This window comes from Thermodesulfovibrionales bacterium, from assembly GCA_035622735.1.
Taxonomy (GTDB): Bacteria; Nitrospirota; Thermodesulfovibrionia; order Thermodesulfovibrionales; family UBA9159; genus DASPUT01.
The window spans coordinates 1-20,925 of the sequence record DASPUT010000065.1; the positions used below are offsets into that span (position 1 = coordinate 1).

Annotated in this window: 21 protein-coding genes and 2 tRNA genes; 13 read left to right on the forward strand and 10 right to left on the reverse strand. The window is 56.0% G+C overall.

Annotation, left to right across the window (positions count from 1 at the left end; translation table 11 throughout):
- The coding region (locus tag VEI96_03475) for a uroporphyrinogen decarboxylase family protein (protein ID HXX57038.1) at nt 1–542 on the reverse strand (542 nt) is incomplete at its 3' end.
- Between the two features lie 424 nt (nt 543–966).
- Between VEI96_03475 and VEI96_03480 the strand changes: the two genes are divergently transcribed.
- Together VEI96_03480 and VEI96_03485 are read left to right on the forward strand one after the other, a co-directional pair.
- Nucleotides 967–1,479: a hypothetical protein gene (locus VEI96_03480; protein ID HXX57039.1), complete on the forward strand. Its 513-nt coding sequence runs from the start codon at nt 967–969 to the stop codon at nt 1,477–1,479.
- A gap of 81 nt (nt 1,480–1,560) precedes the next feature.
- Complete coding sequence (locus VEI96_03485; protein HXX57040.1) at nt 1,561–1,716, forward strand: hypothetical protein; 156 nt, start codon at nt 1,561–1,563, stop codon at nt 1,714–1,716.
- 7 nt (nt 1,717–1,723) lie between these two features.
- On the opposite strand, the gene VEI96_03490 is transcribed toward VEI96_03485, so the two are convergent.
- Genes VEI96_03490 through VEI96_03505 form a run of 4 tightly spaced genes read right to left on the reverse strand, consistent with a single transcriptional unit; the run spans nt 1,724 to nt 6,401 of the window.
- A complete protein-coding gene (locus tag VEI96_03490) occupies nt 1,724–3,241 on the reverse strand; it encodes a 4Fe-4S dicluster domain-containing protein (GenBank protein HXX57041.1) in 1,518 nt (505 codons plus the stop codon).
- Nucleotides 3,238–4,230, reverse strand: a complete 993-nt coding sequence (locus VEI96_03495; GenBank protein HXX57042.1) for a DUF362 domain-containing protein — start codon at nt 4,228–4,230, stop codon at nt 3,238–3,240. The genes VEI96_03490 and VEI96_03495 overlap by 4 nt, the downstream gene beginning before the upstream one ends.
- A gap of 3 nt (nt 4,231–4,233) precedes the next feature.
- Nucleotides 4,234–5,211, reverse strand: coding sequence for a DUF6599 family protein (locus VEI96_03500; GenBank protein ID HXX57043.1), 978 nt, complete (start codon nt 5,209–5,211; stop codon nt 4,234–4,236).
- Nucleotides 5,211–6,401, reverse strand: a complete 1,191-nt coding sequence (locus VEI96_03505; GenBank protein HXX57044.1) for an aldo/keto reductase — start codon at nt 6,399–6,401, stop codon at nt 5,211–5,213. The genes VEI96_03500 and VEI96_03505 overlap by 1 nt, the downstream gene beginning before the upstream one ends.
- Before the next feature lie 208 nt (nt 6,402–6,609).
- On the opposite strand from VEI96_03505, the gene VEI96_03510 reads away from it, so the two are divergent.
- The 5 genes from VEI96_03510 to VEI96_03530 all read left to right on the forward strand — a co-directional run bounded on the left by VEI96_03510 (nt 6,610) and on the right by VEI96_03530 (nt 10,330).
- Nucleotides 6,610–6,957, forward strand: a complete 348-nt coding sequence (locus VEI96_03510; protein ID HXX57045.1) for a hypothetical protein — start codon at nt 6,610–6,612, stop codon at nt 6,955–6,957.
- 117 nt (nt 6,958–7,074) lie between these two features.
- Nucleotides 7,075–8,583, forward strand: coding sequence for an NAD(P)/FAD-dependent oxidoreductase (locus VEI96_03515; protein ID HXX57046.1), 1,509 nt, complete (start codon nt 7,075–7,077; stop codon nt 8,581–8,583).
- Nucleotides 8,584–8,601: 18 nt separating this feature from the next.
- Entirely contained in the window at nt 8,602–9,075 is a 474-nt protein-coding gene (locus tag VEI96_03520) for a DUF4149 domain-containing protein (GenBank protein HXX57047.1), read from the forward strand.
- 33 nt (nt 9,076–9,108) lie between these two features.
- The gene (locus VEI96_03525; protein ID HXX57048.1) at nt 9,109–9,672 is read left to right on the forward strand and encodes an NAD(P)H-dependent oxidoreductase; all 564 of its coding nucleotides are present in this window, start codon (nt 9,109–9,111) and stop codon (nt 9,670–9,672) included.
- Nucleotides 9,673–9,802: 130 nt separating this feature from the next.
- Nucleotides 9,803–10,330 (forward strand): DUF4136 domain-containing protein, encoded by a 528-nt coding sequence (locus VEI96_03530; protein ID HXX57049.1) that lies wholly within the window; start codon nt 9,803–9,805, stop codon nt 10,328–10,330.
- A 45-nt stretch (nt 10,331–10,375) separates the two neighbouring features.
- Here VEI96_03530 and VEI96_03535 read toward each other — a convergent pair whose 3' ends face one another.
- The 5 genes from VEI96_03535 to cysC all read right to left on the reverse strand — a co-directional run bounded on the left by VEI96_03535 (nt 10,376) and on the right by cysC (nt 16,280).
- Nucleotides 10,376–10,795, reverse strand: coding sequence for a surface-adhesin E family protein (locus tag VEI96_03535; protein HXX57050.1), 420 nt, complete (start codon nt 10,793–10,795; stop codon nt 10,376–10,378).
- Nucleotides 10,796–10,875: 80 nt separating this feature from the next.
- Nucleotides 10,876–13,164 (reverse strand): flippase-like domain-containing protein, encoded by a 2,289-nt coding sequence (locus VEI96_03540; GenBank protein ID HXX57051.1) that lies wholly within the window; start codon nt 13,162–13,164, stop codon nt 10,876–10,878.
- Nucleotides 13,165–13,236: 72 nt separating this feature from the next.
- Nucleotides 13,237–14,616, reverse strand: coding sequence for an aspartate aminotransferase family protein (locus tag VEI96_03545; GenBank protein ID HXX57052.1), 1,380 nt, complete (start codon nt 14,614–14,616; stop codon nt 13,237–13,239).
- Between the two features lie 108 nt (nt 14,617–14,724).
- Nucleotides 14,725–15,645: a 3'(2'),5'-bisphosphate nucleotidase CysQ gene (locus tag VEI96_03550; protein ID HXX57053.1), complete on the reverse strand. Its 921-nt coding sequence runs from the start codon at nt 15,643–15,645 to the stop codon at nt 14,725–14,727.
- A gap of 8 nt (nt 15,646–15,653) precedes the next feature.
- Entirely contained in the window at nt 15,654–16,280 is a 627-nt protein-coding gene (gene cysC, locus VEI96_03555; GenBank protein HXX57054.1) for an adenylyl-sulfate kinase, read from the reverse strand.
- A 313-nt stretch (nt 16,281–16,593) separates the two neighbouring features.
- Here cysC and VEI96_03560 point away from each other — a divergent pair.
- The 6 genes from VEI96_03560 to VEI96_03585 all read left to right on the forward strand — a co-directional run.
- Nucleotides 16,594–16,691 (forward strand) — tRNA-Sec (locus VEI96_03560).
- Nucleotides 16,692–16,973: 282 nt separating this feature from the next.
- A complete protein-coding gene (locus VEI96_03565) occupies nt 16,974–17,369 on the forward strand; it encodes a hypothetical protein (protein ID HXX57055.1) in 396 nt (131 codons plus the stop codon).
- A 311-nt stretch (nt 17,370–17,680) separates the two neighbouring features.
- Nucleotides 17,681–18,853: a hypothetical protein gene (locus tag VEI96_03570; GenBank protein HXX57056.1), complete on the forward strand. Its 1,173-nt coding sequence runs from the start codon at nt 17,681–17,683 to the stop codon at nt 18,851–18,853.
- A gap of 61 nt (nt 18,854–18,914) precedes the next feature.
- On the forward strand, nt 18,915–19,445 hold the full coding sequence (locus tag VEI96_03575; GenBank protein ID HXX57057.1) for a hypothetical protein: 531 nt from the start codon (nt 18,915–18,917) through the stop codon (nt 19,443–19,445).
- Nucleotides 19,446–19,805: 360 nt separating this feature from the next.
- Nucleotides 19,806–19,882: transfer RNA gene (locus tag VEI96_03580), tRNA-Pro, on the forward strand.
- Nucleotides 19,883–20,158: 276 nt separating this feature from the next.
- Nucleotides 20,159–20,925 (forward strand): CoA-binding protein (locus VEI96_03585; protein HXX57058.1); only part of this gene is annotated, 767 nt, incomplete at its 3' end.

The following is a 20,925-nucleotide window of genomic DNA, read 5'->3' on the forward strand; positions in this document are numbered from 1 at the left end:
TTCAGCATGCGGACCGCGAACTCTGTCGCCGCATTCACCAGGCTCCGGTTCTTGTAAAGCGCTTTCATCATCGCTTCTTCGCCGATCAGCCGCGCTCCCAGGGTAAACGGCCCCCATGCCGTGAGCGTCACCGCGTAATCCCGTCCGAGTGCTTTGCTGACAAGGCTGTAAGCCTCGCGGATGACGCAGAGCACGGGATCGCTGCTGATGCGCGAAAGGTCGAGTCCCGCAAGGTCGGACTCCGCATGCACCAGGGGAGTTTCGAGGTCCGGCGTACCCACCTCGCGATACTTTATCGAGCCGCCGAGGGCCGCTACAGGAAAATTGGGATACCCGGAGCCGACGTAGACGATATCGCTCTGGAGCTTGGCCGCCATCTCCGTAATCATCCGGGCCATGAGCGAGGGATCGGTGGACATCTGCTGGAAGGAAACGCCGAACTCGCGCACGCTCCACGTGCCTGCGCCGATCAACGCCGCAGGGATCCGGTCCGCTGCTTCCCGGTTGAGTGCCTTGTCTATCACTTCGCGGGATGTTTCCACTGGTGCGCACCTCCTGACTGTCGCCAGGCCGACCTGTTTTCAGTATTGTACCATGGGGAGCGGGGGAGTTCTTGCGGGAGTATTTCCGGGATTCACACGCTATAGTCGGTGGATGCTGACGGCCTCTGAAGTCCCCTTAGTACCCGAAATGTCAGGGAGCCGATGCATACGGGTGTTGAAAATATTTTTCTCTCTGCTACTATCATAATTAGGGACAGGAAAACAGACTCACAGAGGGTGCAACATGTCAGGGAATATCATCACCGTAGGGGCTAAGGGCGTAAACAGGGTAATGCAGGCTCTCGGAGGGCAGCCGCCACGGGCTGCGGGAAAGAAGGCGATGGAGTAGCTCGCAAGAAAGACGAAAGAGAAATTCATCGCGCGCAGGCAGCGCCTCGCCGAGACGGATTCGCTCCGCGCGAAGTTGGAGGCACCGCTTCTCGCGCCTCTCATCAAGGACAAGAAGGTTCTCGCCGCCTTTAAGAAGCACCGTGAGCTGATCGCGCGCAGGAGCAAGGTTGGCATCGGCTGGCCGAAGATCGAAAGGATGAAACCGCGGATCATATCGGGCTCCACGATATTCATCAAGGTGCCGCCCTATGATCAGGGATGGCAGTGGCAGCAGGGACAGGCGGATCCCAAGGCCGGGACTTTCGGCTACGGGATCTCCGGCGGCGGCGGCCATGTGTGGGCTGGCGCGGGCGTCGCTGAATGGTTCTTTACCGCGTCGGGCGATCTCTGCTCGCCGGATACTCCGGCGTGCATCCCGACACGTTTCGCCGCCTTAGTCGATTACGCGTACACCTGGATGAATAGTTCGTGCTGGGACACGGCACACAACAACGCAACGCTCCACATAGGGGTGTGGGGCGCAAACGAGAAGGATTGGGTCACTGGTGAGGCAGCCGAGCTGGAGCGACGGGACCGGCTGGCTTGACAATCATGGTTCGAACGGCGACGGCTCCGAGGTTGAGGGCAGGGAGGCTATCGATGTCTGCTTCTCCGCCCAGCCGAACGCATGGTATCACTGCTGGGTCGGGTCGACGGGGAAGTGGACGATTCAAACTATACGTGCAATCCGCCCTGTCACGGCAGCTCAGCCATGGCGACCTATCATTGCTCGGTACCGCTCATGGTTTTCGAACCGGACTGGAGCGGCGGTTGTATAGCCTAAGACTCTATTAGGATTTCAATAAAATCCTGTTCGTCGTCGACCGTGTCTCACCTATAGACGTGACGCGGACAGCGGCTTTGTCCCTGACAGGGCACTTCGTCTCACAGATGCCGCAGCCGATGCAGATGTCGGGGTCCATGTAGGGCCGCTTCAGCCGCTTCACCTGACCGTCCCTGAGCTCCACATCTACGGTCTGGAACCAGATCGCCTTCGGAGACGTGGGACAGACCTCTTCGCAGACGATGCAGTCGATGTTCATCGCCCAGGGCAGGCACCTCCCACGGTCGTAGAAGGCTGTGCCGATCTTGAGCGGCTTCTGTCCGATTCCCCTTCCCAATTTCTTCTCTATCGTGAGGGGCGCTATCGCGCCTGTCGGGCATACGCGGCTGCAGAGCACGCAGTTATACTCGCAGTAGCCGATCCGCGGGATGAGTACCGGGGACCATAATCCTTCGAAGCCGGCCTCGAAGAGGGCAGGTTGAATCGCATTCGTCGGACAGACCTTCATGCATTCCCCGCATTTGATGCATCTCCGGAGAAAGTCCTTCTCAGCCAAAGAGCCGGGCGGTCTGATGACCCGATACTCGGCTGTCGCCCCTGAGGCGATGGTGCTCCGCATGATCGGAAAAAGCACCGCGCCCGCGATGGCTGTCTCGATGAGCCTGCGACGGCTCACGTCGAGGGGCATCTGCACAGAGCTCGCTGATTCAGGTAGGCCGTAATGGATAGCGTCCTCCGGGCAGTCCTCTATACAGTTCATGCAGACGTGGCATTCAGTCACCCGCAGGGCGGTGTCGGGGTCGCATCCGCCGTGGCAGTGGCCGAGGCATTTCTTGCAGTCAGTGCAGCGGTCTACGTTGCGCCATATCCTGAAGACCGGCCTGAAGGAGAGCAATCCGAGGAGCGCGCCGAGCGGGCAGACAACGCGGCACCAGAACCGGGGCAGGAACCTGTTCGCAAAGATGACGAGAAGGAAGATAATCCCGAGAAGTGTTCCGCCGTTAAAGAGGGGCTGCTTCATGTAGAGCCAGCCCCGGCTCAGGTTGACAGCCGGAAAAACCGAGACGGTGAAGGACCTCGTGACGAATGAGATCGGATCGAAGAGCCCGGTCTGGAGCGAGCCGAAGAGGGCTACCGCTATTAGAACGGCGAGGATGTAATATTTGAGACGGTAGAGGACGCGATAGGTATTGAGCGCGATGCTGTCGACCGCCCGCAATTTGATGAAGATGCTTCCGACGATCTGATTGATTATGCCGAGGGGACAGACCCAGGAGCAGAAGAAGCGACCGAAGAAGAGAGTGCCGACGATGATGATGAGTGAGAGCGCGAGACCCTTGTAGACGGTCCAGCTCGTGAGAAAGGCGGTTATCGCGGTGAGGGGATCGAGCTCCAGGAAAAGCGGTGTCTCGTAGCCCTTCAGCCGCCTGAACCCCGCCAGCCAGAGGAGCAGGATGAAGAGGATCAGGAAGAAGGCCGCGTAGGTCCTCCTGATGTTCCGCAAGCTCAGGATCCTCTTTATCATACGTCAGCTTCCGCGATGTTGAGGGACCGCAGGTCAGAGACCCCGATGCCCCTCTTCTCAGCCATCCCGATGAAGGGGATATCCTCCGGCTTCAGATCGAGGAACCGCAGTCCGTAGGACTCTATCGCGACGAGGTCGACTCCGGCGATGACGGTATTTTCTATCGCGACGTCATTGATGTTTCCGCCTGTCGGACCGTTTCTCTTGAGCACCCTCGTCGCGTCCATGACGGTGAGCGTCGGCCGTATCGCTGTCACGAGGTCCGCGATCGATGTGTTGATGTCCTGATGGAGGCGGTTCCTCTGGCCGCCGAGTGAGCCGTAGAGGTTCTTCATCGCCATGGTACACTTGCTCAGGGAGTGGTGTTTCACGACAGGCAGGTTTATGAGCCTGTCTACTCTGTGGTAGAAGGCGGACACAGGCCATACCTTGAGGGACTCTCCCTTGAGGTCAGTCGGGACGAAGTCGTTCTCGGTCGCGAGCTTGATCTTTCCCCCTGCCCTCTTTACCGCCTCTTCTATCCCGGAGCGGCTGAAACACCGGAAGGGGTCGTTCACCGAGACGTCCGTCACCCAGACCTCAGAGGCCTTCGCCTCGATGCAGAGCTTCACGACAGCAGAGACTACGAAGGGATTCGTGTTTGCAGCCTGCTCGGGCTGTCTGTCCCACGACGCGTTCGGTTTCAGGAGTACCCTCTCTCCGGGGCTCACGAACCGGCCCATCCCGCCGATCTTATCGACTGCCGCCCGCACCATCTTCTCGGCGTCTTTGCCGTGGACTACCGCCAGATGGGGATAGACTTTCCTCTCCCCGGTGCGGAAGTCCCTGAATGTGAATATCTTCGTGTCGCTCCTACGGACAGGCTGGCTGCTGTAAAAGAGATACCCCCCAAGGCCTGCCGCGGCCGCGAGTCCGCAGGTAGCAGCGGTCCTGAGGAGAAACTGCCTCCTCGTGACCTCAGGCTCTCTCTTGTTATGCTTCGACGGCACGGCTCATCCTTTTGATTTTGATTCCTTCATGAAATATCTCAGGACCGCTTCATCATCCGTACCGAAGAGACCGAACAGCGAATCTCCCGACGGTATGAGGAACCAGTCGCCCTCGTATTTGTCTATCACCTTGTACGCTTCTATTCCGTTTCTCTCTATCTTCTCATTCGGCATCCCCGATCTCTTGAAGTAGTCGAGAAAAGAGCTCCTGAGCGAATTGACCTCACGCTCGCTCGCGGCCATGAGGGCTACCTGGACCTTCCTGTCTCCCATGGAGTACTGCCGCTCTATCACGTTATGGAGGAAATCGAGTCCCCGGTAGCCTTCCTTCACGAATTTCGTATGGTCTACCTTACCGAGGTTCGGGAACTTCGAAAAGACCTGGAAGGAGTCCTGACCCGAGGGCAGGGACTCGGCCAACGCCTTCGAGAATTTGAGCAGCGGCGCCTTCGGATTGAGGGCAGCGATCTTCACGTAATACCGGCCCTTAATGAAGTTTATCCCGCCCGAGGTCTTGTACCCCATCGTCCCGACAGGAACGGAAGAGGGATTTTCTCCTGACTCATCGGAAAGCACGCCGAAGGCCTGAATGCTCTTCCCCATGTCAAAGACCTCCGCCTCGATGGAAGCCTCCTGAGGATTCGAACCGGCGAGACTGTATTCGGTCACCGTGAGTGCCTGAAACCCGGCGCTGATGAAATATTCCGCGTGGCCGTCTACGTGTTCGTAAAGGTTATCCTTCGTATAACGATGCTGCTCGCCTAACTGCCGGAAACCGGCGAGCTCTTGAACTGCGGAGAAAGCCTGAGGTTTCTCTATCGGCTGAGGAGTCGAGAGAGATGCAACCGACTGAGAAGGCGTTGCTGCCTTGAAGTCGATGAGCGCGGGGTCATACTGCTGTCCCCTGAAATAGAGGACCCCCGCGACGATCGGCAGTATCCCGATGAGGACGAGTCGATATCTGAGCGGAACGGAATGCATCAGGCCAGAAACGACATCGACTCATGAGCGGCGCAGAGCATCTCCTTTACCGGGAGGCCATAAGGACAACTGCCGACGCATACCGGATCATTGCACGTCGAACAGGGTGCCGCCTTCTTTTCGAGAGCCGCGTAAGACTCCATCGCCCTCTTCTCCATTCCGTAATCCACAAAGTACATACGATACCTCATGATCGTGGCGATCTCGACCCCTGCTGAGCATGACCCCAGACAGGCTCCGCAGCCAGTCCTGCAGTATTCACTGCCATATCTGCGGGCGTAGCTATCGAGGAGACGCTGGTGGGACGTTGTGAATTTTCCGCCCGACGCCTTGAGGTAGAGATCGATATCAGAGGCGGTCTTCATCGTGACGATGAGGCCGCTCACCTCGGGATGCTGGAGCACCCAATTGAAGGCGGCATGGGAAAACTCCCCTCCCTTCTCTTCCATCTTCATGTCCTTAGCACCCGCGAGTGTCTTCATCGCTACTACGCCGACGCCCTTTTTGTTGGCCTCTTTCATAACTTCGGGCAGCCTCGGAAACTTCATGAAGTTGAAGGCGGGCTGTATCATGTCGTAGTGGCCCGACTCGACCGCCGTCATGAGGAGCTCCTCCATGTTGGTCGGCCCGTGGGAGGAGGTCCCGAGGAAGCGGATCTTCCCGGCCTTCTTCAATTCCGAAGCGGCCGCGAGCATCTCTTCCGAGAGGAGCCTCTTCTTCTCCGTCTCGAGGTCCTTGTTCATGTCGCCGATGGCATGGACGAGACAGAAATCGAGATAGTCGGTCTTCATCCTCGAGAGGCTGCCTTCCACAGCTTCGATGTAATCCTTCTTCGTCGCGTTCACGGGAACGTGGCCCGGATAGGGCACGGGGTGACAGAATTTCGAGGCGATGATCACCTTGTCCCTCTTAATCTTCGGCATCGCCTCCCCGATCGTCTTCTCGGACTGTCCGTAATCGGGGGCTGTGTCGAAGTAGTTGATGCCGCTGTCTATCGCCCTGAGGACCATCGAAGCTGCGGAGAGCTTGCCCGCGCCGAAGGAGATGTCAGACATCTTGAGTCCGGTCTTCCCTATCGGCCGGTAGCTCTTTACGGAGGGCGTTTCCGATACCGTCTCCGCGCGAAGCGGAGGGGCTGATACCGCGGCCGCGGTAAGGGCCGCAACCTTCAGAAAATCACGACGCTTCATGGTAGACCTCCTCTTGTGGCTCATGATGACATTACACGATAGACTATCTTTTATTAGCATACTAAAAAGGCGGGACGTTTTAAAAGAGAGAGCGACAGAATTACCCGGATACTTCCGGTCAGGAGGGAATAACCCTATAATAGGGGAAAGAAGCCTGATTGATTAGAGGTAAACGAAGCATTGAAGGCGGACAAGAAGGCAGAGGCTGATGAAGCTCCCTGAGCTGATTCCGAATCGGCTCAGGGAGACGGCGCTCTTCCTTCCCGAGTTTGGCGATGGTGAAGGGGCATGGTCAAAGGACGACGCCATGGCGGTGATTAAGAGCCTGAAAGGCACGACCGTGGCCGTGTCCGCCGTTACGCTTTTCGAGAGGGCCCCCTGGGGTTATGCGCCGTCCGCGTTGATGCTGTCGATTGACCGCCTCCCGAACGAGGCCGATCCGGACTACGCAGCGCGTTCGCGCAGGGGAGCGGCCGACTTCATCCGGGACTCCGGAATTACCGATGACGGGGCCCTGTTCGCACTGACCTTTCCCATGTGGAAGGACGTCGCATAAATACATGCGCGGCTGCTGCCGGCCGAGTAGAAGACCGTCCGGCGGAGAGCAGGGCGCTCGCAACTCAGGACTCTCATCGTCAATTTTGAAGTGGTACAATAACGGCAGGCGGTTCAAATGGCGGAAAAGTCGATAATCATAATCGGTGCGGGAATGGGCGGCCTCGCGTCGGGGATCTATGGCCGGATGAACGGTTATAGGACGAGGATCTTCGAAATGCATTCGAAACCGGGAGGTCAGTGCGCCTCCTGGCAGAGGAAGGGCTACACCTTCGACGCCTGTATCCATCACCTCTTCGGCTGTCATGCCAGCTCTGAGATCTATAAGCTCTGGAACGACCTTGGGGCGATGCCTGCCGAGCTCGTCGCGATACCTGAATGCGTCAGCGTCCTTTCGGAAGATCGGAGGATCTTCCGGGATTACTATGACCTGAGCAAGCTGGAAGAACACCTGCAAGGGCTTTCGCCCGGGGATCGGAAGGCGACGGCGGAATACATCCGCGGCATCAGGGCATTCGCGGGAAGAGACCGGTGGGGAGAGCTGATCATGGGTGATGGTGATTTCTTCAGCATGCTCCTCGCAACCCTCCCGGTATTTCGCCTGCTGAAACCGACGATGGCCGAGTTCGGAGGCCGCTTCAAAGACGGTTTTCTGAGAAAGGCGATGCCGCTCCTCGTTTATTCCGATCCCACCGCCCCTCTCATGATCCACCTGATACGGCATGCGTACGGGTATAAAGGAAGTCTCCAGTGGCGCGTGGGCGGAGCCCGCGAGTTCGCCTCCTCGATCGAAAGGCGCTATCGCGACCTCGGCGGAGAGATCCACTACCGGTCCAGGGTCGAGAAGATACTGGTCGAGAATGATCGGGCTATCGGGATCAGACTTGCCGACGGCACCGAAGACCGCTCTGATATCGTCATTTCGAACGCGGACGGAAGGAAGACGATCATCGAGATGCTCGAAAACAGATACAGCGACCGGCGTATTGCGTCCTACTGCGCGGACCCCCCCGATGAGACGAACTGGGCAGTGCATGTCTTCCTCGGCGTCAACAGGGACCTCTCGCGGGAGCCATCGTCGATGGTGATGCTCCTCGATGAGCCGGTTGTCATCGCGAACCATACCCATGGCAGTCTCGAGATGCAGATGTACGGCTTCGATAGGACGATGGCGCCTGCCGGAAAGGGAGTGATAAAGGTGGAGCTCGTATCCGGGTATTCCTACTGGAAGAATCTCCATGCCGACCGTCAGAGATATGTTGAAGAGAAGGAGAAGGTGGCCGATAAGGTCATCGATATCCTGGAGTGGCGCTACTTCACCGGCCTGAGAAGCCAGATCGAGGTCATCGATGTCCCTACAGCGGTGACGTGGGAGCGCTACATGGGCGGCACTCACGGTTTTGCGAATATGCCGAACAAGAAGATATCGTTCTTACGCACCATCTTCGGCAACAGACAGGAGATGACCCTGCCGGGACTTTCAAATTTCTACATGGCCGGCGTGTGGGTGACTTCAGCAGGCGCCCTCTTCATGAACGCCCTGTCCGGCCGGAAGGTGATTGAGGCGATATGCAGGGGCGATAACAAGAAATGTATCGGAACCCGTGAGAATCCGATGGCATCCTAGCTGGAGATTGGAGGAAGAATGGCACTCGCTCTTTATAACTTGATGCTTTCCCTCTGGGTCGGCGGTATCTTCATATTCACCTTTCTCGTCACCCCTCTCATATTCAGGTCTTTCGGACGGAACACCGCGAGCGCGATCGTCGATAAACTCTTTCCCTTCTATTTCCCTTACATCCTCGGCGTCGTAATCCTTGCGGTCATCTTCTTTCTCGTCTCTGAACTGAGAAAAGGCCCGTTCCGCAAACTCAGACTCGGTCTCCTCGGCATAGCCGTTTTCATCTGTCTATTCGTGAACTTCGGCCTCTATCCTGAGGTTAAGAAGACGAAGCAGGAGATAGTCTCTTTCGAAAATACTCCCGATGATTCGGCGGCGAGGAAACGGTTCTCTCTGCTGCACGGAATAAGCATGACACTGAATGTGATCCTGCTTACGGACGGTATGGTCCTGATCGTCCTCGGTTCCTCACGTAAGAATGGGTCCGACGTTCGTTGAGGCGGAGAGAGCGTAATGCATAGGAGGCAGCGCATGAAAAGGATATGCAGGATATTAGGCTTCGCGGGGAGCCTGCGCAAGGATTCCTTCAACAGGTCTCTCTTGCGGGCCGCTCTGGAACTCCTTCCGGAAGACGCCGAACTCGAGGTATTCGATCTCGAAGGGCTTCCCTTTTACAACCAGGATTTGGAAAATCAGCCTACGGAGAGGTTGAAGGAGTTTAAAGGAAAGATAAGGGCTGCCGACGCCATTCTCATCGCAACTCCCGAATACAATTATTCGATCCCGGGAGTCCTGAAGAATGCCATCGACTGCGCCTCCCGTCCCTATGGAGACAATGTTTTTGCGCATAAACCTGTCGCTATCATGGGCGCCTCTCCCGGCATGATGGGCTCCGGAAGGGCCCAGTATCATCTGCGGCAATGCTTTGTCTTTCTCAGTTGTCTCGCACTGAACCAGCCGGAGGTGATGGTCCCCTTTGCCCACGAGAAGATCGACAGGGAGGGCAAGGTGACCGATGAGAAGACGAGAGAGCTGATCAGGCAGCTCCTCGAAAACCTTGTTGCCTGGACGAGAAGATTGACCCCACAGACGTGAATAAGCCGGCCGCATCCGGTAATCAACGGTCCATCCGAATTCTTGACAACCGGGGGTCAACCTGTTATAAGTGAGTTGGGCATTGCGGGATGGGTTACTGTCAATTCGTATTCACGAAGGAGGAATCACGATGAGGATATTCAGCGGAAGGGAACTCTCGGCAGTCACGGCTTTAGTCTTTCTGTCGGCGCTCGTTTTGGTGAGCTGCGCGCCGGCGATCAAATATTCCTATGACACGAAGGCGAGCTTTACCGAAGGGAAAAGTTATGCCTGGGCCCCGTCATCCGTCTTGAGCCGTCAGGACCCGATCCTCGAAAGAAATGTTCAGGCTCTTGCGGATCAGCTCCTCACGGAGAAAGGCTTCAGCAGGACTACCGAGAGGCCCGATCTCCTCATAGCGATGAGTTATGAATTCGACATCAACAGCTATCAGTACGGCTATCAGCTGAGGATGCTGGCCTTGAACGTCTACAAAATGAGGAGCGATACGCCTCCCCCTCCAGACATACCGAGAACTTCCTTGCACCACGAAAACGGGGGCGAGAGAAGGGAGATGGTCTGGCGGGGGACAGCGGTCGGTACTATCAATACCGATGCTGCTTCGACAGACCTGAAGCAGGCGGTTCAGGGTATCCTTTCGAATTTCCCGCCGAAGTGAGGTAACCGCTTTTATATTTCAATGGGGCGACGAATTCGGGCGGACTCAAAAAGATACGTTAGGTCTCTTGCAGAGGTAGTCATAGAGTATTCTTGTCGATTCCCTGTTGATCGTCTTCCATGTCCTCATCCCCTCTGAGGCTATCCGCTCGGTTTTGCCGCTCTTGTAGAGATATGTCGTCTCCATGGGGCGAAACTGATTCCTGCCGCACCTGAATTCCGTGTAGCCCGTCACCTCGACAAGGTCTTCATCTCCCACGCCTACCGGTTCGAACTTAACCTCTTTCGTCTTCGCCCCTACCGTCTCACCTGTTCTGTTTACGGTGTCGGGATCGACATACAGTATCACTCTCCCCTTCACTTCGCCGACTTTGAGCCAGTTCGCGCCTTCTGCTCCGGAAGAGAGGAGAAGAAAGAGCATGAAACCCACCGCCAGATACGCACTCGGATGACTCCTTCTTCGCATTGTTTCGTCTCCTTTCCCGCCCGTCCTGAAATTGTCCGCGGCTGTAGTCATTCCGCTTTGCGACCTGGCTCCCCTGTTCCTCAGAGCCTGAAGCGTTCCCTGTAGGGTCCGTACCGCTTCTTCTCCTCTTCGATCTCGAGACCGAAGTCCTCGAGGCTGTAACGGTGCTTCCCGAACTTGTCCTTCGGATGACGGCCGAGGAATTTACGGATGCTCTCTCCCATTCCCTCCGGAAAGGGAAGATCGAATGCGGCGTAGACCTTCCGGACCGTACCGACGGCATCGGCCACGAGGTCGACGTAATATATGTCGAGGAAGCGGTCAGTCGGAGCGCACCCCCTGTCGCGCGAGCGGATCGCCCTCCCGATAGCGTTGGCCCACCTGAGACTGCACTCAGGCCCGACCTCGAAAGGGTCGACATCGTCGCTGAAGGCGGATCGGAGGGTCGCGGTGAGGCTCGCGTTCGACGCGGTCACTTCGAGAGGGTCTCGGTGGGTCATGACGACGCAGGCGTCCGGGTAGGCAGAGAACATCGCATCGAAGTCGAACATGTGTGCCGGGGCCTTGAGGACCCAGCGCTCTCCTCGGCAGCGCCACTGGAGGTGCTGCAAGAAGCGACGGTGTACCTCGTAGGCGTAACGGAGGTCCTGTGCCTCGAGCCAATCGAGATAGGCAGGCAGGCGATGCGTCGTCTCGAACTGATAACTCAGAAAAGAATGGCTGAATATCACGAGGCACTCCTCGGGGAGGCTCGCTCCGACAGGATGAATCCGGTTAAAGCCTTTTACGAGGCGGTGGAACCAGCGTATCTGACCGTCCACGAGACCTATGCGCCGGTCTGTCAGGTAGGTTGCTGACTCGGGCGGAGGCGAAGGATATACCGTCTCCCAGGTCAGGGGGACGCGGCTCGCCGGGTCGAGGGAGAGAAGACTATGGAGCAGGGTAGTTCCGGTCCTCGGAAGGCCTGTGATGATGATCGGTCTGCGTATCTTTTCCTCTCCTATTTCCGGGTTTCTTTTCCGGTCCTCCTCCATCCTGAGACGGTTCGTGAGGAGACGGATCACATCGTGCCGCGTCGCAAGCCGTCCCATGAGATTCAGCCTGGCCTCGGAATCGAGAGACTCGAGGAGACGACCGAGAGGTTCGCGAAAGGAAAGGCCGCCAAAGTCTTCCAATGCCGTCTGCTTGCGGGCCGCATCGATGAGTTCCTCTTCCCTCAGTCCCGGCATCGAACGCAGTCCGGGGAGACGTCCCCCGATGTTAATGGCGTGCACGATCGGCGAGCGCTCGACTTTCCAACGCCTCTTGTCGGCATTCGCGCCGTCCCCACCCAATGGAGATACGAGTGCACCTTCCGTCGCAGATGCGTAGCTGATGCCTTTCCCGAGGGCGCTGTGGACGGCCGACGCCTGCCATACGGCAAGTCCAGGCAAACCGAGGAGTAGCTCCCGCACCCGCCGCGCCAGAGAAAGGCCGAGGGCCGCACCGGGTGATATGCCGAGCGCGCTTCCGACCAATACGTAGCCGCCCTCCTGAATTCCGAGGGCGCCGGGCACAGCGAAGGCACCCGTCCTGATAGCCTGGCCGAGGCTCTCGAAGAGAAGGGCTGTCCGGACATCCACGGGCTGACCGAGGAGGCGGAGCGCGACCCAGACCTCTGCGATGCCGAGGAGCCAGGCGAGCATGTGCCAGCATGCTGACGCGATCACGGCACGGCGTTCGTTATAGAGCTTAAGGACTTCGTCGTCGATCTCGGAGGCGCCGCGCGACACCGACTCCCATTCGGGTCCGCTGAGGAGTCTCCTCGAAACCCGTGCGACGAAGCCGAAGAACCCCCGCCGCTGGGCGACATAGAATCCGCCGAGGAGGATCGCCATGATGGCGGAGCCGACGAGCACGACGAGAAGGGATTTTCCTCGACCGAGACTCGGAGCGAGCACGCCGAGACCGAAGAGCGTGAAGAGTATTTGTGTTAGGACGACGAGGGTGACGTCCACGACGACGCTCGCCCCTGCCTTGCTAACCGGGACTCCCCGGAGGGCGATGAGACGGGCCTTGACGACGTTCCCTCCCATCTGGAGGACCGGGAGGAGATCGTTGATCGACTCACCTATCCAGCGCGCCCTGATCATGGTGCGGCGGCGGGGCTGCTGCCGTGCAGGGATCAGGTGCCGCCAGCCCGTGGCATCCGCCCACAAGGGCGGAAGATGGAGAAGCGCGATAGCTATTATGCCCCAGCCAGCTCGCCTGAGCGCCTCTGACACGTCGTCAATTCCCTGCCAGACGAGCACCGCAACGAAGAGAGCGACTCCGACGGAGAGCCCCAAGAGGGCCGAGCGAGACCGGAGGATTCCACGAAGGTTAAGCAAAGGGACCTGGTCAGAAGAACTTTCTATCTCAGGATCGATACGGGGGTTCACTTGTCGCTCCCGTTACCCGGCCTATCGAAGGGCCGTCTTTGCGAGACGAGAGCCGACTTCCCAAATCGGCCCGGGGAAACGATGCGCTGCGTCCAGGACCTCGTCGAAGGCCTTAATGAAGCGATCCGCATCGGCCCTGTCAAAAACGAGGGGCGGCAGTAGCTTGATGATGTCTTTCCCGTGTCCGGATACCTGAGCGAGGATGTGGTGGTCCATGATCAGGGGCACGAGCATCGATTGACAGAAGAGGTCCTGGTTGACCCCGTGAATCATCTTCCATGCAGCCTTCAGACTGAGCGAGCGGGGCTGACCGAACTCTATCGCGATCATGAGGCCCCTGCCCCGCACCTCCCTGATGAACTCGTACTTCTGCGCGAGGACCCTCAGCTGTTCCATGAGATACTCGCCCATCCGGGCGCTGTTTTCGACGAGGCCCTCCTCCCTGATCACATCGAGCGTGGCGAGGCCGCAGACCGCCGCCAGATCGTTCTGGCTGAAGGTGGTCGAATGGACCATGCACCGGTCGAGGGAACTGAAGACCCTGTCGTAGACCTTCCGCGGGTAGAGGATGGCGCCGATCGGACAGTAGCCGCCCGAGAGCGATTTCGAGAGGGTCATGATGTCGGGCACGATGTTCCAGTGCTCACACGCGAAGAGTTTCCCTGTGCGGCCGAAACCGGTCTGGACTTCGTCGGCTATGAGGAGCGCACCGTGGCGCGCACAGAGTTCCCGGCTGCGGGGAAGAAAGTCATCGGGCGGTATGAATACACCGTGGCCGATTATCGGTTCTACGACGAAGGCAGCAACGTCTCCCCGGGAAAGCTCGGCTTCGAGACGGGCCGCGTCCCCGAAGGGGATCTCCGTCCCCCCAGCGAGAATCGCCTCGTAGTCTTCCCTGAATTCCATGCAGCCGTTGACCGCGAGGGTCCCGAGGGTCAGGCCGTGAAACCCGTGGTCGCAGTAGAGGAACCTCTTCCTTCGCGTGAAGGCATGGGCGAACTTCAGTGCGCCGTCAACGGCCTCCGCCCCTGAGTTACAGAAGAAGACCGTGTCGAGGCCGGGAGGGGCGAACTCATCCACGAGTCTCTCGGCGAGAATCCCCGAGAGGAGCTGAGTCCCCATCTTTATGAGGTTGGGACTGTCCAGTTCGAGATACTGGCGTATCGCCTCCTTGACTTTAGGATGGGAGCGGCCCACGGCAAAGACCCCGAAGCCCGACAGCATGTCGAGGTAGTCGTTGCCCTTGTCGTCCCAGAGATGGGTTCCCTTCCCCCTGACGTAGACCGGGTCGAAGCCGAGGGTCTTCAGGACCTTCGCCATCTGCGGGTTCATGTACTCCGAAAGGAGCGAGAGCTGCCTGCCCTGATGGAGATCGATTATTTTCCTGAGGTCGAAAGACATGAAATCTCCTGGTATCTGAGTATACGATAAGATTGCTTTCTTAAGCGCCTTATTATACCACGAACTTTTCAGCTTTAGAAAAGCTAGTCGATCGGGGGAATGGCGGGTCTAAAAGCGGAGCGGGTCGGGATCCGGATGAAGAAGACCTTCGAGGTCGGAAGAGCTTCCCTTACAGAGGAAAGGATGATTTCTCAGGTCCTCCTTGTTGTAACGAAGGGGTTGCCTGTCTTTCATCGAGACAACTTCGCCTCCGCTTTCATTCACGATGGACTGCCCTGCCGCGGTATCCCACTCCATTGTCGGTCCGAATCTGGGATAGATATCCGCTTTCCCTTCCGCAACGAGGCAGAACTTCAAGGAGCTTCCGGCAGGGACGATCTCAACCCGTTCATATCTCTTCTTGAGTGCCTCGATGAAGAGATCCTGCTCGACCGTTGCATGTGATCTGCTGCCCACAACCCTGAGGATGCCTGATGCTCCTGTTTCCGTTCCCCGATCCGGGAGGGAAGCTGCCCTCTCCATTACCTCCCGGAATGACTCCTCCGTCTCCCCATCAGTCTGTCCCGGTCGAACCAGTCCGGCAATCCTCAGATGCTCTGCCTTATAGGATCCAAGATCTTCGGCGGCGAAATAGAAGGTATCAGTTACCGGCAGATAGATGACCCCGAGGACAGGTCTGCCTCCCTTGATAAGGGCTATGTTTACCGTGAATTCGTCGTTCCTTTTGATGAACTCCTTCGTCCCGTCAAGAGGGTCGACGAGCCAGAAGCATTCCCACTTCTTCCTCTCTTCGTATCGGATATCCTTACCCTCTTCACTGAGAAGAGGGAATCGAGAGCTGCCCTCTCCTCCGAGGCGGCGGATTATGATCTCATGCGAACGCCTGTCGGCAAGGGTCAGGGGCGAACCATCACATTTCTCATCCGCGACGATAGCACCGGCATTGTAGACATCGAGAATGGCCTTGCCCGCTTCTTCGGCTGCCAAGAGGGCGGTGAGTATCAGTCTCTTCCCCGCTGTTTCGAGCAAGACCCTTCTCAGACTTCCCGGGAATTTTCAGGTTTGATATACTCGTTCTGGATCAGATACCGCATCACCGCTTCGACGGCTTCCTCTAAGGTCAGCTTATCCGTATCGAGAATAATCTCAGGGTGCGCGGGCTCTTCATAGGGCGCGGAGATGCCGGTAAATTCTTTCACCTCACCGGTTCTCGCCTTCTTATAGATTCCCTTGGGGTCGCGTCTTTCACACTCTTCGATTGGACAGCGAAGAAAGATTTCGATGAATTCATCCTCTTTCAGGAGCGCCCTCACATTGTCTCGGTCCTCCCGGTAGGGCGATATGAAGGCCGTCATCGCGATGACCCCGGCATCGACAAAGAGCTTCGCGACTTCTCCGATTCTCCGGATATTCTCTTTTCTGTCCTCCGGACTGAAACCGAGATTCTTATTGAGCCCGTGACGAATGTTATCGCCGTCGAGGACATAGCTCTTCACCCCCATGAGGTGCAGCCTCTGGCAGAGGGCATTTGCGAGCGTCGATTTCCCGGCCGCCGACAATCCGGTGAACCAGAGTACGCAGCTCACATAATTATAACTTTCTCTCCGCTCCTTGACGGTGACTGAATGGCTGTGCCAGTAAAGATGTTTTGCTTCTTTGTCCATAAGGGATTCTCCTCTTTATCGTGAATCGCGATCGGCGCCGAAAAGCGCAGGATTGTAAAACTTGTTCAGTGACGCGTGTCAATACGTGAGGCAGGGCGACTTAGTATTCTGATTATTCAGATTGTACTGACAGGCGGTATGAATGTCAATATATGCCGGAGAACTGAGAAGCCGTCGCCGTTCAAGAGAGGTTTCACAAGGCAGCCCGACTATTGCGCCGGCTACAACCTCATTTTAGTAATGTTCCGGTCGGTCTGGAATCCGCAGGGAGGATGGTTGCATTGCCATGGGCAAAGCAAGTAAAATAGCGACCGGGAGTGCATAGGGTTCTGGTGTCCCTCCTGGACTTCAAATCCAGTGTTGCCGGCCAAAATCCGGCAGGGTGGGTTCGATTCCCACACGCTCCCGCCATTGAGAATCAAGGACTTACGCCCTTCCATGCAGCACTTCCCTTTCTTCATGTCATGAACTGTGATTGTGCCCAAATTGTGCCCGTTACGACTTTCTTTGAGTCTTTCTTCTGTCTCTTCACGCACCCTGAATACCCGTCCCGGGGCAGTGTTGGGTATGGCATCTCCTAAAACAGCGGTCTGTGCAACTTTTATCGGTCTTCCCGTTGTGGTATATTGGGTCTATGGGATCATTAAATCGGAAGTTCATATGATCATTGTCTATTAGCCATGGAGTTATAGGATGCCTATTGCATACGACATCATAATGGAAAAACAATTAGTACTCGCAAAAGGCTCCGGTGTCATTACGGGTGTTGATGTCATAGGACATCTTGACGCCTTGGCTTTGGATGATAGATATAAAGCACCAATGAAGAAGCTCGTTGATTACAGAAAGATTGATAACATTGTCATTACTTCCGAGGAGGCATCTCTGATCGCGCAGAAGAAGAAAAGGCTCGCCCGTATATTTACCGGCGAGAGATGCGCTTTTGTTGCGCCGGGGGAGCTAGCACATGACCTGTCACGAGTGCATCAGGCACTGCTTTATGGCTCTGGCCTCAAGACTGAAGTTTTCAGACGTATCGAGGACGCGCTGAAATGGCTTGATGTTACATTAGACAAGAATTATGAATAATGGCCGGCCGATCGTTGCCCTTCCTTTGAAAATCTTCATCGTTGCAAAGATTTGAAAAGCGATTGGTTGTCGGTGGAGTCGAGAGAAAGGTCCTTTTTAAAGCCTTTATGTGCTGTGCTATTCTTACTCGACGACAGTTGCTCGAAATTTCGTATGGCCATCGGTTTTCTTAGAAAGCACCTGGTTGCATTTTCGAAGAATCGTGGATTTGCTCAACTATCCTCTAAGATAGATTTGTGCTAAAACAAAAGAACATGCATAACAGATCATCACCACAGCGACTGGAAGGTCGACTTTCAGATGGAGTCTTCTTGAAGGCTTCGCAGTCCTTTGTCGGGGTAAACAATGTCGGGGCGCTGCTACTATCTGCTATTTTTCTGATTCTGCTTTGGATGCCAACGCTTGATTCTTTTTTCAGTTTAGACAAAGCCCCATGGATCAATGAAAACCGCGCTCCCGCCAAGTTTCCCGAGGTCATGTTGAGTATGGAAAGTTTGCGTGCCCTGCCCGCCGGCTTGGAAGCTTACTTCGGCGACCGCTTCGGCTTCCGTAAGAGGCTCATCCGCTGTGAGCAGAAATGGAAGCATGAACTCTTCAGAGAGTCGAATCATCCCGCCGTGTTGATTGGCCGTGACGGCTGGCTCTATTACACGGGCGAACAGATGTTGGAGCATTTTCAGGGCGCGATGACATTCACGCGGAAGGAATTGGCCGGGTGGCAGGCTTTGCTGGAGAAGAGGCGGGACTGGCTGGCAAGACGCGGCATCAGATATCTCCTGGTGATTGTCCCGGACAAACAGACAATTTACCCGGAACACGTACCCGATTGGCTTACCAGGACGGAACATCAGACCAAGTTGGACCAACTCCTCGCTCACCTGAAGGCAAACACTACCATCGAAGTGCTCGACCTTCGTCCTGCGCTACGGGAGGCAAAAAAAACTGCCCGCACATATCTTTATACTGATACGCATTGGAACATGTATGGAGCATTTGTCGCTTATCAGGCTTTGATACAGGCGCTGTCGCGGCAGCTACGCGACCTGGGGGAACCTCTGCCATACGCTGCGTTTGAGCCTTCCCTCTCTCAAGAGAAGGGAGGGGACCTCGCAGGTCTGCTCGGAGGACAGAGCATGACCGAGAGAGATGTCGTCCGTTTGAGACCTCGTGCACCACTGCAGTTGTCGGAAATCAAGGCGGACCCTAATATTTTTGTCAAGCGGCCCTCCCCCTATACGCCCCCGGTATACACGGAGAATCCGACCGGAAAGTATATATTGCTTTCGTTTCGTGATTCGTTTTCAGATAGCTGGATAGGATTGCTCGGCCACCATTTCAAGAGGGCAGTTTACATTTGGCAATACAACTGGAATGGTCAGATCATTGCGCGAGAAAGACCTGATGTTGTCGTTGATGAGATTGTTGAGCGCTTCTTTAACATCGCGGATACAAAAAAGCTGATGAGGGATGACGGATTGTCCTAATTTGAAGAAGTTACGGTGTTCTCCCTGGGACTGTAATAAGAACAAGCGGAGGGATGTTAACATGGAACTAATGCGAAAGACACTTACACTCTTAGTGGTGCTCATTCTCGGGTTCATCTCCATCGACTGTGTATATGCGGAAACGGCTTTCCGGAAGAATCCTGCGAGGAGCTTCGATACGAAACAGATTGAGCGTGGGCGCTATCTGTCGGTGATCGCCGGATGCAACGATTGCCACACAGCTGGGTATTTGCTCTCTGAGGGAAAGGTGCCAGAAATATTATGGCTCACAGGGGACAGGTTTGGGTGGCGTGGTCCATGGGGAACAACCTACGCAGTAAATTTGCGGATCTTTATCAATACGATGACAGAAGACCAATGGGTGAAGACTGCCCGAACCCTGAAAACCAGGCCCCCGATGCCGTGGTATGCTCTGAACATAGTGAAAAAAGAGGATCTGAAAGCCATTTATCAGTTGGTTCGATATCTTGGCACAGGCGGTGAACCTGCTCCAACGTATTTACCTCCGGATCAGGAACCAATGACGCCCTATGCACTGTTCCCGTCACCTCCCAAACAGGATCATCAATAGAAGGTGGGTTGAAAAGGATTCCTTCTGAAGTGCTCGTGAGCCGCTGGCTTCATTGGCAAATTGCACTTACGATCGCACCCCTTCTTCCTTTTATCCCTACTGTTTCATTTTTGCCGCAGAGACCTACGACATGGGACATGGACCCAACTGTAGTTCCTAATCGCAATCACCCGTGTTTCAGCTGATTCCAGCCGACTTCATGAGAAAAAGGCAACCCCTTGCTAATGCTGAAAAAACCTGGTAAAATCTGTCATTCCGAACAGAGCGGGAACCGCGGGAATTAGCACATCAGATCCAGTGTTGCCGGCCAAAATCCGGCAGGTTGGTTCGATTCCCAGACGCTCCCGCGAGCAGGATTATCGGGGCGTAGCGCAGTCTGGTAGCGCGCACGGTTCGGGACCGTGAAGTCGAAGGTTCAAATCCTTTCGCCCCGACCATTTTTCTCCTTTCGGTTCATAGACCATGGAGATAAACGATGGTTCCCGCCTCTATCTGTCGAAATTATCGCGATGTTCTCTGTCCTGGGTCGGACTAACCAAACAGGTATGCTGCTTTAAGAAAGTCTGCTATGATACTAATGAGATGAAATGGTTGTTCTCAATAGTCGGCTGAGAATGACTGATGATGCAATTGTGAGAGGAAACATATTTTCGATACATGCATTGCCCTGAGAACGGCGTGCCTTAAAACCGGTTGACAGATGAGGTTGTGGTATGTCGATCAAGAATCTCGACACCTTCTTTAATCCACACCGCATAGCGGTCGTCGGGGCGAGCGACGACAAGCGGTCTCTTGGTTACTATGCCTTCAGGAACCTCGTTGGGAAAGGATTTAACGGCGTTGTCTTTCCGGTGAATCAACGCCGCGAGGCGGTACAGGGCGTTGAGGCATACAGGTCGGTCACCGCCATACCGCACGAGATCGACTTGGCGATCGTCGCTTCTCCCGCCGCAGAGCTTGATACCGCCCTCGATGAATGCGGACAGAAGGAGGTGAAGGGCGTCGTCATCCTGGCGCCTCACTTCGAGCTTCCCGGCGCTGATTCGGAGGAACAGGAAAACCGGATCAGAAGACTCTCAAACATTTACGGCTTCAGGGTCATGGGACCAAACTCCTTCGGCTTCCTGCGGCCGGGCAAGAACCTCAATGCGAGCCTGTTCCCCCATATTCCCCAGAAGGGGTTCATCGCCTTCATCTCCCAGAGCGGCATATTCTCCTCGGCCTTCCTGGAGAGGGCGATAAGCAAACAGATGGGCTTCAGTCATTTTATCTCTGTGGGGGGGAAGCTGGATATCGACTTCGCCGATCTGATCGACTATCTCGGCTGCGACCCTGAAACACGGGCTATCATCCTCTACATTCAGAACATCATGAACGGGCGGAGGTTCATGACCGCGGTGAGAAGTTTTGCGAGCAGTAAGCCGATCGTGGTAGTGAGGTCCGGACGGGCAGAGGCCTCGGGCCGGATGTTCCTGACCCA

What these genes read in the sequence shown, in the direction of transcription:
- VEI96_03565 (HXX57055.1), top strand. Translation starts at nt 16,974, where the DNA reads ATGCCTATTGCATACGACATCATAATGGAAAAACAATTAGTACTCGCA.
- VEI96_03525 (HXX57048.1), top strand. Translation starts at nt 9,109, where the DNA reads ATGAAAAGGATATGCAGGATATTAGGCTTCGCGGGGAGCCTGCGCAAG.
- VEI96_03515 (HXX57046.1), top strand. Translation starts at nt 7,075, where the DNA reads ATGGCGGAAAAGTCGATAATCATAATCGGTGCGGGAATGGGCGGCCTC.
- VEI96_03490 (HXX57041.1), bottom strand. Translation starts at nt 3,241, where the DNA reads ATGATAAAGAGGATCCTGAGCTTGCGGAACATCAGGAGGACCTACGCG.
- VEI96_03485 (HXX57040.1), top strand. Translation starts at nt 1,561, where the DNA reads ATGGTATCACTGCTGGGTCGGGTCGACGGGGAAGTGGACGATTCAAAC.
- cysC (HXX57054.1), bottom strand. Translation starts at nt 16,280, where the DNA reads ATGGACAAAGAAGCAAAACATCTTTACTGGCACAGCCATTCAGTCACC.
- VEI96_03500 (HXX57043.1), bottom strand. Translation starts at nt 5,211, where the DNA reads ATGCATTCCGTTCCGCTCAGATATCGACTCGTCCTCATCGGGATACTG.
- VEI96_03575 (HXX57057.1), top strand. Translation starts at nt 18,915, where the DNA reads ATGGAACTAATGCGAAAGACACTTACACTCTTAGTGGTGCTCATTCTC.
- VEI96_03535 (HXX57050.1), bottom strand. Translation starts at nt 10,795, where the DNA reads ATGCGAAGAAGGAGTCATCCGAGTGCGTATCTGGCGGTGGGTTTCATG.
- VEI96_03505 (HXX57044.1), bottom strand. Translation starts at nt 6,401, where the DNA reads ATGAAGCGTCGTGATTTTCTGAAGGTTGCGGCCCTTACCGCGGCCGCG.
- VEI96_03545 (HXX57052.1), bottom strand. Translation starts at nt 14,616, where the DNA reads ATGTCTTTCGACCTCAGGAAAATAATCGATCTCCATCAGGGCAGGCAG.
- VEI96_03530 (HXX57049.1), top strand. Translation starts at nt 9,803, where the DNA reads ATGAGGATATTCAGCGGAAGGGAACTCTCGGCAGTCACGGCTTTAGTC.
- VEI96_03510 (HXX57045.1), top strand. Translation starts at nt 6,610, where the DNA reads ATGAAGCTCCCTGAGCTGATTCCGAATCGGCTCAGGGAGACGGCGCTC.
- VEI96_03520 (HXX57047.1), top strand. Translation starts at nt 8,602, where the DNA reads ATGGCACTCGCTCTTTATAACTTGATGCTTTCCCTCTGGGTCGGCGGT.